General features: G+C 70.4%; 10 protein-coding genes and 1 pseudogene. 6 read left to right on the plus strand and 5 right to left on the minus strand.

The window, feature by feature from the left end:
• The first annotated feature begins 59 nt into the window (after window positions 1-59).
• Window positions 60-698, plus strand: a complete 639-nt coding sequence (locus DIE21_RS32145) for a LysE family translocator (RefSeq protein WP_044845331.1) — start codon at window positions 60-62, stop codon at window positions 696-698.
• A gap of 130 nt (window positions 699-828) precedes the next feature.
• Here the strand turns inward: DIE21_RS32145 and DIE21_RS32150 are convergent, their stop codons facing one another.
• The gene (locus tag DIE21_RS32150) at window positions 829-2,040 is read right to left on the minus strand and encodes a hypothetical protein (RefSeq protein WP_124501458.1); all 1,212 of its coding nucleotides are present in this window, start codon (window positions 2,038-2,040) and stop codon (window positions 829-831) included.
• Between the two features lie 455 nt (window positions 2,041-2,495).
• Between DIE21_RS32150 and DIE21_RS32155 the strand changes: the two genes are divergently transcribed.
• The 4 genes from DIE21_RS32155 to DIE21_RS32170 are packed head-to-tail and all read left to right on the plus strand — an operon-like array spanning window position 2,496 to window position 7,577.
• The gene (locus DIE21_RS32155; protein ID WP_124501459.1) at window positions 2,496-3,239 is read left to right on the plus strand and encodes a DUF3348 domain-containing protein; all 744 of its coding nucleotides are present in this window, start codon (window positions 2,496-2,498) and stop codon (window positions 3,237-3,239) included.
• Between the two features lie 10 nt (window positions 3,240-3,249).
• Window positions 3,250-6,297 carry a DUF802 domain-containing protein gene (locus tag DIE21_RS32160; protein ID WP_124501460.1) on the plus strand — a complete coding sequence of 1,016 codons (3,048 nt, stop codon included), beginning with the start codon at window positions 3,250-3,252 and terminating at the stop codon, window positions 6,295-6,297.
• A 3-nt stretch (window positions 6,298-6,300) separates the two neighbouring features.
• Entirely contained in the window at window positions 6,301-6,945 is a 645-nt protein-coding gene (locus DIE21_RS32165; protein WP_124501461.1) for an OmpA family protein, read from the plus strand.
• A complete protein-coding gene (locus tag DIE21_RS32170; protein WP_124501462.1) occupies window positions 6,942-7,577 on the plus strand; it encodes a DUF2894 domain-containing protein in 636 nt (211 codons plus the stop codon). The genes DIE21_RS32165 and DIE21_RS32170 overlap by 4 nt, the downstream gene beginning before the upstream one ends.
• Window positions 7,578-7,606: 29 nt before the next feature.
• Here the strand turns inward: DIE21_RS32170 and DIE21_RS32175 are convergent, their stop codons facing one another.
• From DIE21_RS32175 to DIE21_RS32190, 4 genes are all read right to left on the minus strand, one after another.
• Entirely contained in the window at window positions 7,607-8,179 is a 573-nt protein-coding gene (locus tag DIE21_RS32175; RefSeq protein WP_124501463.1) for an NADPH-dependent FMN reductase, read from the minus strand.
• Window positions 8,180-8,233: 54 nt separating this feature from the next.
• On the minus strand, window positions 8,234-8,911 hold the full coding sequence (locus DIE21_RS32180; protein ID WP_185642882.1) for a histone acetyltransferase: 678 nt from the start codon (window positions 8,909-8,911) through the stop codon (window positions 8,234-8,236).
• A gap of 606 nt (window positions 8,912-9,517) precedes the next feature.
• The gene (locus DIE21_RS32185; RefSeq protein WP_124501465.1) at window positions 9,518-10,801 is read right to left on the minus strand and encodes an isoprenylcysteine carboxylmethyltransferase family protein; all 1,284 of its coding nucleotides are present in this window, start codon (window positions 10,799-10,801) and stop codon (window positions 9,518-9,520) included.
• A 120-nt stretch (window positions 10,802-10,921) separates the two neighbouring features.
• Complete coding sequence (locus tag DIE21_RS32190) at window positions 10,922-12,154, minus strand: collagen-like triple helix repeat-containing protein (RefSeq protein WP_124501466.1); 1,233 nt, start codon at window positions 12,152-12,154, stop codon at window positions 10,922-10,924.
• Here DIE21_RS32190 and DIE21_RS38200 point away from each other — a divergent pair.
• Window positions 12,114-12,429: pseudogene (locus tag DIE21_RS38200) on the plus strand (highly repetitive protein); the annotation flags it as partial. The gene DIE21_RS32190 and the pseudogene DIE21_RS38200 sit on opposite strands and share 41 nt — an antisense overlap.

The following is a 12,429-nucleotide window of genomic DNA, read 5'->3' on the forward strand; positions in this document are numbered from 1 at the left end:
ACCGTCGGAAATCGACACGCAGGCGCCGGCGCTTCGGCGTCGCTGACAAGGAGACTTCGATGACTGCATCGGCTGCCGTACTCGCCATTCTGGCCGCGCTGTGGCTTGGCGCGATGATCCCGGGCCCGAGTTTCGTGCTGGTCGCCCGCAATTCGATCGGGCTGTCACGCCGCGACGGGCTGGCTACCGCGCTCGGCATGGGCGTCGGCGGAATCGCGTTCGGCGGCGTCGCGCTGGCCGGGCTCTACACGCTGCTGCAGGCGGTCGAATGGCTGTATGTGGGGCTCAAGGTGGCGGGCGGCGCGTACCTGATCTACATGGCGTCGAAGATCTGGCGCGGCGCCGACCGGCCGATCGCGATGGACGACCCGCAGGCCGTCGTCGCCGGCAGCGCGCGCAAGTCGTTCTGGACCGGCCTCACGACCCAGCTGAGCAACCCGAAGACGGCGATCTGGTACGGCAGCATCTTCGCGGCGCTGTTGCCGCAGCATCCGCCGCTGTGGTGCTACCTGGCGCTGCCGCCGCTCGTGTTCGGCGTCGAGTTCGGCTGGTACACGATCGTCGCGCTGTGCTTCTCGACCCGCCGGCCGCGCGAGCTCTACCTGCGCGCGAAGAAATGGGTCGACCGCGTCGCGGCCGGCGCGATCACGCTGCTCGGGCTGCGGCTGATCCTGAACGCGCCAAAGGCGGGGATCTGACGACGGGCGGTGCCGCCCGGGCGCACCGCCGTTTCATTCCCGCAGTGCATGCCGCCACGGCCGCTCATTCCGGCACATGGCGGCGCCGATCCACGGCCCCGACGCACGGCCCCCGCTCGACGCGCGCGCGTCACACCGCCGGAAACCGCTCGATCAGGGCCGCGAACAGGGTGTCGTCCGGAAACGCCGTCACTTCATACCGCACCGGCCGATGCGCGGTGGCCGTCATCAGGTCGCCGCATGCGTCGCGCAGCGCGGCCATCGGCACGTGGGCCGACTGCCGTGTCGCTTCGCGGTACAGCACGACGATGTCCGTCTCGGGCAGCAGCGTCGGCACGCCGTCGGTCCACACGCCGACGCTGAACAGCTCGCCGTTCTGCCGCCGGTACACGGTGTACGTGGCCACGAAGATGTCGGTGCCGTCCCGCTTGTGCAGGCCGTTCAGCAGCGTCCGCTGATCCTGGTAATCACCGGCGAGTTCGTCCACGCGCAGCGCGTGCAGCTTCGCTTCCAGCCCTGCCGGGATGAAATTCCGCCACGCGGCGCCGTCCCAGCGCAGCATCAGCGGCGGCAGCGGACGCGGTTGCGCGCGCGCCTGTTCGGCGAGTTCGACCATCGTCGCGAGCCCGGCCGCGTTGCGGTCGCCGGTGAGCAGCAGCACGGCCCGGTTCGGCGCCATCACGACCGGCGCGCCGGAGATCGGCTGGCGGTGCAGCAGGTCGGTCAGCAGCAGCCGCGCCGCGTCGTAGTAGTCGCCGAACTGCGACAGGAACACGCCGTCGCGCAACGCGGCCCACGGCGCGGACGACGCGCCGCGCAGGTTGTCGATCGCGATGTCGCACGCAGTGTCGAAGCTGACGCCCCATTCGGCGAGCCGCGCGGTCGTCAGCCGCGCGACGCTGAATTCACCGTCGTACGCGATGCCGATCTCGAGGTTCTCGCACAGCGGCCGGAACGCGACCTCCGACGCGCCGGGCTGTCCGGCGAGCTGCAGCGCGACCACGCCGCGCTCGGTCGCGCTGCGGATCACGGGGCGCAGCCGCGCGCGGACGTCCGCGAAGTTCGCCGGAATCTCGTGCTGCATCATCGCGTTCGCCTGGCGCTTCAGCGTCGCTTCGCGCTCGGCCGGCTTCGCATCCGCGTAGTCGCGGAACAGGTTGTGCAGGTTGATGATGTTCGACGAGACATCCGCCTGCACGAGGCGGCCCTTGTCGTCATCGTGAAGCCACTCGCGCGTGTCGCCGGTTGCGCGCAGCGCGGCGATCAGGCGTTCGGCGAAGTCCTGCCGGGTCGGCGATTTGCTGAAACGCTCGCGCAGGCGCGCGACGAAGTCGGAAATCATCGTGTGCGGTCGGGCGGGCCCGTCTGTTATCAGTCTGACGTTGTCATGGGCGGCGGCACCGGTCTTCCGGGGCGCTGCCTGCGACCCGCGGGTATCGGCCGGATATCCGTCACGCGTCCGGCGGACCGTGCGCCGGTTGCATGGCGGCGCGGGCCCGCTTGGGGGCGCGATCGCGTGGCGGGTGTCGCGATGGTACCGCACGTCCGTGACGAAATCGCAGGCGGGCGACCAGGGCCGGCCCGGACCGGCGCCGCCCCGGGCGGCCCCGGAAGGCGGCCGGGTGCGTCGCCAGGGCCGCGCCGGCGCGGTCCGCCAGCCTGGCGACCGGCGTGCGAGCCTTGTGCGGCGGGCGTTCGCGCCGGTTGCGCGGCATGCCGGGCCGGGGCGCTTTCCCGATTCTGGCGGTCGACTACCCGACGACGTGTAAACTGCTGCCTTTTTTGATGGTTTGCAGCATGGTGCAAGCTCCCCCGCGCCCGGCACTGAGCGGCCCGACGCTCGTCCGGCTGCTCGCGCGCCTGACCGATGCCGACGTCGCGGAATCCCGGCAGGCGCTGTCGGACCGCCTGAGCCAGTGGCTCGGCTGGACCGACGCGATCACGCTGTCGTCCGCGCTGAATGCGAACCCGCCCGGCGTCGCGGCCGGCGTGCGCGGTTACGATGCCGAGCGCGACTGCGCGCGCGTGCGCCACGACCTCGCGCAGGCGATCACGGCCGCCCACCGCCCGCGCCCGCGGCGGCGCCCCGGCGAGATGCCGCCGCCGCCCGCCGACACGGCCGACTTCGCGGACTTCCGCCAGCGCTGTCTGTCCCTGCAGCAGGAGATGGAGACCGCGATCGGCCAGTTGCGCGGCCGCTTGCGGGTCGCGCTCGCCGCGCGCTCGTCCGGCATGGCGAGGCTCGCGACGCTCGACGCGATCATGGAGCGCGTGCTCGGCGCGCGCGAGCGCAGCCTGCTGTCCGCCGTGCCCGCGCTGCTCGGCACGCGCTTCGAGCGGCTGCGCGACGCGGAGCGGCAGGCGCTGGCCGACGCGCAAGCGGCGGCCGACGCCGATGCCGACGCGCCATCCGCCGCGGCGCTCGCGCCCGGCACGTGGCTCGACACGTTCCGCGACGAGATGCAAAGCATCCTGCTCGCCGAGCTCGAAGTCCGGTTTCAAACGGTAGACGGGCTGCTCGCGGCCCTTCGTACCTGCTAATCCCTACGCTATGTCCAGAATTCGTCTTGATCTCGTTGTCTTCATCGCCGGTTTGCTCGCAGTGTGCTGGATCGGCGTCGGCTATGTCGCGTCGAACCCGCTCGCGACGGCCGTCACGCTGCTGATCGGCGCGTGCTACGTCGCCGGCGCGTGGGAACTGCTGCGCTACCGGCAGGCGACCGCCACGCTGTCGCGCGCGGTGGCCGGCCTGACCGAACCGCCGGCGCGGCTCGACACGTGGCTCGATACGCTGCCCCCGGGCCTGCGCGGCGCCGTGCGTGCGCGTGTCGAAGGCGCGCGCGTCGCGCTGCCGGGCCCGTCGCTGACGCCGTATCTCGTCGGCCTGCTCGTGCTGCTCGGCATGCTCGGCACGCTGCTCGGGATGGTCGTGACGCTGAAGGGCACGGGCGCCGCGCTTGAAAGCGCGACCGACCTCGACGCGATCCGCGCCTCGCTGATCGCGCCGGTGAAGGGCCTCGGCTTCGCGTTCGGCACGTCGATCGCGGGCGTCGCGACGTCCGCGATGCTCGGCCTCCTGTCCGCGCTCGTGCGCCGCGAACGGATCGACGCGGGCCAGCAGCTCGACGCGAGGATCGCGACGACGCTGCGCGTGCATTCGTCCGCGCACCAGCGCGACGAATCGTTCCGGCTGCTGCAGCGCCAGGCCGACGTGATGCCGGCGCTGGTCGACCGGCTGCAGACGATGATGACGACGCTCGAGGCGCGCAGCGTTGCGCTGCACGATCGCCAGATCGAAAGCCAGCAGGCGTTCTTCGATCGCACCGAGCGCGCGTATGCGGGCCTGGCATCGAACGTCGGCGATGCGCTGAAGGAAAGTGCCGCCGAGAGCGCGCGCGTGGCCGGTGCCGCGCTGCAGCCGGTCGTCGCGGCGACGATGACGGGGCTCGCGCAGGAGATGGCCGCGCTGCGCGACACGGTGACGGGTGCGGTGCAACGTCAGCTCGACGGGCTGACGGACGGTTTCGAGAAGACCACCGGGAACGTGACGGCCGTATGGAACCGCGCGCTCGACGAGCAGCGCCGCGCGGGCGACGCCGTCGCGCAGCAGTTGCAGACGACGCTCGGCCAGTTCACCGACACCTTCGCGCAGCGCTCGACGGACCTGCTCGACGGCGTCGCGACGCGCCTCGAATCGACCGAACGCCGCCTGTCCGACGCATGGCGCGACGCGCTCGCGCGTCAGGAGCAGGTCGGCGAGACGCTGGCCGGCCAGCATGCGCAGGCGCTGGGCGAAGCCGCCGCGACGTTCGAGCGGCATTCGGCCGCGACGCTCGACGCGATGCGCGAGTCGCAGGCGGGGCTGCAGACGCAACTGGCCGCGCGCGACGAGGAGCGCCTGTCGGCATGGCATGCTTCGCTGACCGCGATGGCCTCGAAGCTCGGCGACGAATGGCAACGCGCGGGCGTGCACAGTGCGGGCCGTCAGCAGGAAATCTGCGACGCGCTTGCACAGACGACGCGCGATCTGACCGCACAAGCGTCTACGTTCGAACAACGCTCGAACGACCTGCTGTCGACGATTCGCGATTCGCATACGGGCCTGCAGACGCAACTGGCCGCACGCGATGAAGAACGCCTGTCGGCATGGAACGACTCGCTTGCGGCAATGGCGACGAAGCTCGGCGACGAATGGCAGCGCGCGGGCGTGCACAGCGCGGGCCGTCAGCAAGAAATCTGCGACGCGCTTGCACAGACGACGCGCGATCTGACCGCACAAGCGTCTACGTTCGAACAATGCTCGAACGAGCTGCTGTCGACGATCCGCGAATCGCATACGGGGCTGCAGACGCAACTGGCCGCACGCGACGAAGAACGCCTGTCGGCATGGAACGACTCGCTGGCGGCAATGGCAACGAAGCTCGGCGACGAATGGCAACGCGCAGGCGTGCACAGTGCAGGCCGTCAGCAGGAAATCTGCGACGCGCTTGCACGGACGACGCGCGATCTGACCGCACAAGCGACAACGTTCGAACAACGCTCGAACGACCTGCTGTCGACGATCCGCGAATCGCACACGGGCCTGCAGACGCAACTGGCCGCGCGCGACGAAGAACGCCTGTCCGCATGGAATGATTCGCTCGCGGCAATGGCAACGAAGCTCGGCGACGAATGGCAGCGCGCGGGCGTGCACAGCGCGGGCCGTCAGCAGGAAATCTGCGACGCGCTTGCACGGACGACGCGCGATTTGACCGCACAAGCGTCAACATTCGAACAACGCTCGAACGACCTGCTGTCGACGATCCGCGAATCGCACACGGGCCTGCAGACGCAACTGGCCGCGCGCGACGAAGAACGCCTGTCCGCGTGGAACGACTCGCTCGCCGCGATGGCTGCCGCGCTGCGCGACGAGTGGGCGCAGACGAGCGCACAGGCCGCGACACGCCAGCAGGACATCTGCGACACGCTGACCCGCACCGCGAACGACATCACCGCGCAGGCGCAGGTGCACGCAAGCGACACGATCAACGAGATCTCGCGCCTCGTGCAGGCCGCGTCGGAAGCGCCGAAGGCCGCGGCCGACGTCGTCGCCGAGTTGCGCCAGCGCCTGTCCGACAGCCTGGTGCACGACACCGCGATGCTGGAGGAACGCAGCCGCCTGCTCGCGACGCTCGAGACGCTGCTCGGCGCGGTCAACCACGCGTCGACCGAACAGCGCACCGCGATCGACGCGCTCGTCAGCACGTCGGCCGACCTGCTCGATCGCGTCGGCGCGCGCTTCAACGATACCGTCGATGCCGAAACGCGCAAGCTCGATTCGGTGGCCGCGCAGGTCACGGCGGGCGCCGTCGAGGTCGCGAGCCTCGGCGATGCATTCGGTACGGCCGTGCAGGTATTCGGCGAATCGAACGACAAGCTGCTGAACCACCTGCAGCGCATCGAGGCCGCGCTGGAGAAGTCGCTCGCGCGCAGCGACGAGCAGCTCGAGTACTACGTCGCGCAGGCGCGCGAGGTGATCGACCTGAGCATGATGTCGCAGAAGCAGATCGTCGAGGACCTGCAGCAGATCGCCGGTCGGCGGGCATCGGTCGGAGCGTGACGCATGCATGACGAAATCGACGACGGCGCGCCTTCCGCGCCGGTGTGGCCCGCGTTCGCCGACCTGATGTCGGTGCTGCTCGGTGCGTTCGTGCTGATCCTCGTAGGCGTGATCGGCATGCAGTTGCAGCTCACGTCGAAGCTCGAGGAAGCCGTGCATGCGCGCCAGCAGGAAGCGCAGCAGCGCAAGTCGCTCGAAGAGGCGCTCGCCGGGCCGCTCGCGGCTGGCCGCGTGACGCTGGTGAACGGCCGGATCGGCATCAGCGGCAACGTGCTGTTCGCACTGAACTCCGACCAGCTGCAGCCCGAGGGCCGCGATCTGCTGAAGACGCTGGCCGGGCCGCTGGCCGCTTACCTGAAGACGCGCGACGAGATCCTGATGATCAGCGGCTTCGCCGACGACCAGCAGGTGCGCGCCGGCAACCGGCTGTTCGCGGACAACTGGGAGCTGTCGGCCAAGCGCGCGCTGACGGTCACGCGTGCGCTGATCGACGCCGGCGTGCCGGCGCCGTCGGTGTTCGCGGCCGCGTTCGGCTCCGAGCAGCCGGTCAGCTCGAATGCGGACGATGAAGGCCGCGCGAAGAATCGCCGCGTGGAGATCGCGCCGGTGCCGCGCAAGACCGCATCGAGCGGAGGGAAGGCGAAGTGACGGACGACGCGACGCACGTGCGCGCGACGCTCGACGCGTGGCGCGAGCAGGGCGCCGACCGGCTCGATCCGGTGCGCTTCCATCGGCTCGATGCGCTCGAGAAGCGCGCGGCCGCGCTCGACGGCGACGCGCGCGTGTTGCTCGATGCGCGGCTCGCGACGCTGCTGGAAGGTTTTGCGGAAATCGTCGCGCGTGCCGGTGAAGCGGCAGCCGCGAGCGAGATGGCGCAAGCCATCGCGCAGGCGCCCGCACGCGGCGCGCTCGGCGGGCTCGTCGAGCGTCTCGCGCGCGATGCGCAGGCCGACCGGCGCGGCGTCGATCCCGAGCTGATCGACTATTTCCGCACGATGTGGTCGAAAGTCCGGACCGAACAGCAGTACCGCCAGTCGCTCGACCAGGTGCCGCGCAACGCGGGGCCGCTCAATTCGAACAGCCTCGTGCATCGGTCGCTCGCGACGATGCGCGAGCTGTCGCCGGAATACCTGCAGCAATTCCTGTCGTATATCGATGCGCTGGCATGGCTCGAGGATCGGGTCGGCGGCGGCGCGCAGCCGGAGAAGGAAGCGCCGCGTGCGAAGGCCGGGAAGCCGGCGAAGCCCGCGAGGAAGACCACGCGCACCAGGGCGCGATAACGCGCGCTTTGCGCCGCGCCGGTCGTGGTCTAGCGACTCGGCGCCTGCTCGTCGATCGCCGCGCGCAGCGCGAGCAACGCATCGGTCAGCACCGCCGCGAACGGCGGATGCGCGGCGATGCCCGCCGCATCGAGCTGGCTGCCGAGGATCGGCAGCGTGATCGACGCGCGCTCGACGATGCACGCCGACATCACCGACAGCGTTTCGCGCAGCGCCGCGTCCGCATGCGTCGCGCGCGGCGACGCGTTCAATACCGCGACCGGTTTGTACACGATGGCTTCGCACCCCACGACCCAGTCCAGCGCGTTCTTCATCACGCCCGTCACGCCGTGCGCGTATTCCGGGCTCGCGATCAGCACGCCGTCCGCGGCGTTCAGCCGCTCGATCAGGTCGCGCACCGCGGCCGGCGACGGATGTTCGGCATCGGGATTGAACAGCGGAAACTCGCCGAGACGCTCGAAGCGCGTGATGCGCATCCCGCGCGGCGCGACGCGTGCTGCCGCATCCAGCAGCGCCGCGTTATACGACTGCGCACGCAGGCTGCCGCACAGCGCGACGATGTCGATGCGGCGTTCGGAATCGGTTCGGGGTTCGGTAGCCATCGCGGAGCGTGTCGGCAGGTGGTTTGCGCGGCGGCGTCGCGCGGGTCCGACGGATTATCGCATCGGCGCGCGGGCGGCGTGACGCGCGTTGGCGGCACCGCGCCGGTGAGGGCGTTCGCGTCCCTCCTGCTGAAACCTCACGTCCTGACACCTTGCAACAGCGACGTCCGTCATCCCGGTTGCCCGCGCCAGGGCGTCGAGCGTCCATCCATTGCCGAGCAACAACCGGCGCGTATGCAGCGCGCCGTGCACATGGTCCGCGACGGCTTCGCCGAGATAACGCAGCGCGCGGCCTTCGACGTCGACGAAGCCGTGCCGGTAGTCATGCGCGAGCGCGGTCCACAGCTGCGCCGCGCCGACCGACTGCCGTGCGCCGCTGATCAGGCACAGGCCCGCGTCGAGTCCCCATCGATACAGCGTCGTCGCGAGGCCCTTGCGTTGCGCGGATCCGCGCAGCCGCGTGTGCGGCGCGCGCAGGTAGCGGTCCGCGCGGCGCGGGAGTTCGGGCAGCCGGTTGAAGATCGTATAGCCGGCGAGCTGCCGGGCCGACGGATCCTCGACGTAAAGGAAGTATTCGCCGTCCGCCTCGCGGTGGCGGACGATCAGGCCCGAGCCGCCGAGCGCGACGGCCGGCAGGCCGTGCAGGCGATGGCCTGGCTGGTGCAGACGCGCGTAGAGCGTGTCGAGTTCATCGTCGATGTCGTGCTGGGAATGCTGTACGTCGATACGCATGGCAAAAGGCGCCCGTCTCGGGCGCATCGAGAAAGGGGTTCATCGCTACGGGGAAAAGGCGTGGAAGCGGCCCCCGGGCTCGACGCGCGAGCCGGGGCCGCGAATCAGCCGGGGATGTGCTGGAAACCGGCGGCGATCGCGGCGAGGCCCGCGATGCAGAGTGCGAACAGGATCAGGACTTTGTGGATCACGCCTCTCTCCTCATGAATGCGCGGCGCCGAAGGGCGGTGCCGCGGAGACGGTGACGGCGGGCACGGCCCGCGCGGCCGTCGTGCGGGACGACGGTCGGAGGTCCGGGCGACAGGCGCGCGCGAACGGTCAGCACCATACGCGACAGGCATGGGGCGGGCAATCGGACTGCGGGTGAAAAGCGATGAAACGCGGGGAATCGGCGTGTTTCGCGACGATTGGTCGCAAGGGGGGCCGTCGCCATGCCGGGTGCAGGCCGGCACGCATCATTCGGATTCGGAGACGAAGCGCCTTTCGGTGGGCCATCGTCGACATTGCGTGGCCGCTCGACTGACAGCCGACAGCCGACAGCCGGCATCGGGCGCCGGGCCGGCGTCGCGCGCATCGTGCACGACAGGCCGGCCGACAGTGGCTGCGTCACACCGCCTGCTGCCCCCCGAACGCCTGCCTGATCCGCGCGAACAACCCGTGCTGCGCGATCCATTCCGCATACGCGCGATAGTCCGGATCGCGCATCAGATGCCGTTCTTCCGTCTTGGCTCGCGTGTAGTAGATCAGGTTGACCGCGACGAGCCCCGCGCAGTGCATGAGCGCGACCTGCCAGCCGAGCGGCTCGACGAACGGCACCGACACCATCCAGTACGACAGGTTCTTCGTGATGTACGCCGGATGCTTCGTGAAGCGGTACGGGCCGGACGTGATGATCCCGCGGTTCGTGAGGTTCGAGAAACGCAGCCCGAACGAGATCGTCGACAGCGCGTAGGTCATCAGCAGCAGGATGATCACCGCGCCCCAGATAACGCGCAGCGTCGGCGCGGACAGCAGCCAGTTGTCCCAGAACAGCGAGCCTTCGTAGCGGATGTAGTTGTTCGAGATCAGCGACCAGAACGGCTGGTAGCACATCAGCGCGGCGACCCAGCCGAGCGTGGTCGGCTCGACGGTGCGCACGTGGCTGTCGAGGATGCGGAACGTGCACAGGTAGCCGACGGTGCCGAACATCAGGTCCATCGTGAACGACAGGTCGTACAGGAACACGAAGGTCGCAATCGTCATCGGCGCGTGCATCGCGAGCGTGAGCGATGCGCTCAGGTGATCGGCGTCCTTCGACAGGTAGACGGTCATCAGCGGCAGGAAGAACGCCTTCACGCCCCAGCCGGCGAGCATCTCGCGCACGGGCTGCCAGCTCGCGGGCTTCTCGCGGCGGAACAGGAAGCGGCCCCACAGCAGGTACGCGTCGTCGGTCTCGCGCTGGTGGCGGTCCATCCACGCGAAGTAGAACGGCGCGGCGACGATCACGTACGGCGCGAGCGAGCGCAGCAGCGACCAGAACGGCAGGTAGAACGCGCCGTGATATTCGGGCAGCAGCCAGTAGAGCATGCCGATGCCGGCGTAGATCGACGTCAGCGCGCCGAGGCGCGTCGCGACGCGGGCGAGCCCGAGCGGGCGCACGGCCTGCCGCGACAGTCCCGCGCTCGGGCGCAGGTAGACGCGCGAGATGAAGATTTCGTGCAGCGCGATCGTGCCGATGATCGCGAGGCTGGCGATGACGGCGCGCGTGGCCGCGTCGAGGGCCGGCTGGTCACGCGTGATCCACAGCGCGAAGAGGCCGGCCGCGATGCCGAGCAGGCCGGCGCGCAATGGCGTGGCGGAACGGGGCAGGCGGTCCCGGACCGCGGCGATGCCGTCGAGCGTGGAATTCATGATCGGATCCTCGTCGGGATGAGGGCCGGCGCCCCCGCTTGGCGGGTGGCGCCGGCCGTCGGCCGGGCTTTGGATTGGTATGTGCCCGGCCATTGGCCTGTGGTTCTGATACGTGAACCGTTACTTCTTCGGGGTGGCGCCGAGCAGGCCACCGAGCAGGTTCGTCACCGGCGCGAGCAGGTTGGTCGCGCCGCTCGTGGTGGTGCCGTTCGAACTGCCGGTCAGGCCGGCCGTGACGGTGCCGCTGCCGGACGGCGTCGTCACGGTGCCGGCCGCGCCGCTCGGGCTGGCCGTGCCGACCGCGCCCAACGCACCGGCCGTCGACGTCAGCGAACCCGTCAGCGTGCCGACCGGGCCGCTCGTCAGCGCACCGCCGAGGTTGCCGACCAGACTGCCGCCGGGCGTCGTGACCGTGCCGGTCAGGCTGGCACCGAGCGGCGTCAGCGAATTGACCAGGCCGGTGACCGGCGCCAGCAGGCCGCCGGCACCGGAGCCGCTGGTCCCGCTGGTGCTGCCCGTGCCGCTCGAACCGAGGCCGCCGAGCGCGCCCGTCACCGTGCCGAGCAGGCCGGTGATCGGCGCGAGCGGGCCGCCGCTGGTACCACTGGTCCCGCTCGTCCCGCTGGTGCCGCCCGTACCGCTCGAGCTGCTGCCGCCGCCGAGCCCGCCCGTCAGCGTACCGAGGAGGCCGGTAATCGGGGCGAGCGGGTTGGTGCCGCTGCTGGAGCTGCCGCTGGACAGCAGGCCGCCGGCCGACGTCACCGTGTTGCCGAGCTGGGACACGCTGTTGCCGGTGCTCGTGCCGACCGGGTTGCCGGTCGCGCTGCCGACCTGCGAACCGGCGAGGCCGAGGCCGCTGCCGAGCGTGCTCAGCAGGCCGCTGAGCGGGGCGCCGAGCATGGTCGCGTTGCCGAGCGTCTGCGTGGCGCCAGGCGTCGTGACTCCGCCGGTCAGCGTGTTCGTGATCGGGTTGATCACGCTGCCGAGCTGCGTCTCGAGTTGCTGGACCGGCGTGCTGTTCAGCGCCGTGTTGAGCGCCGATGCCGTCGAGTTGACCGCGGTGCCGACCGTGTTGACGAGATCGCCGACCAGGGTCGTCGCCGGCGCGAGCGGCGACAGCGGTCCGCTGCCGAGGCTCGTCACTGCGTTGCCGAGGTTGTTGACCGCGCCGCCGGCGCCGGTCAGCAGACCGGTGGCCGACGTGAGCGTCGGGCCGAGCGGGTTCGGCGACACGCCGATCGAGCCGAGGCCGGCCGCGACGCCGTTGCCGAGCGACTGCACGCCGTTGCCGAGGCTCGTGACCGCGTTGCCGATGCTGGTGGCCGTCGTCGTGTTCGTGCCGGGAATCTGCACGCCGCCGATCTGCGACCCGCCGTTCGCGACCGTCGTGCCGAGTGCGGTGACGAGCGTGCCGGTTTGCTGGAGGACGTTGCCGAGCGGGGTGACGGAGGTGCCCGACGTGCCGGAAGTGCCCGAGGTGCCGGAAGTGCCGGAAGTGCCGGAAGTGCCCGAGGTACCGGAAGTACCCGAGGTGCCGGAAGTGCCGGAAGTGCCGGAAGTGCCCGACGTACCAGAAGTACCCGATGTGCCGGAAGTACCCGAGGTACCGGAAGTGCCCGAGGTGCCGG

Origin of the sequence: Burkholderia sp. Bp9140 (genome assembly GCF_003853425.1) — a bacterium.
In the GTDB taxonomy this organism is placed as follows: domain Bacteria; phylum Pseudomonadota; class Gammaproteobacteria; order Burkholderiales; family Burkholderiaceae; genus Burkholderia.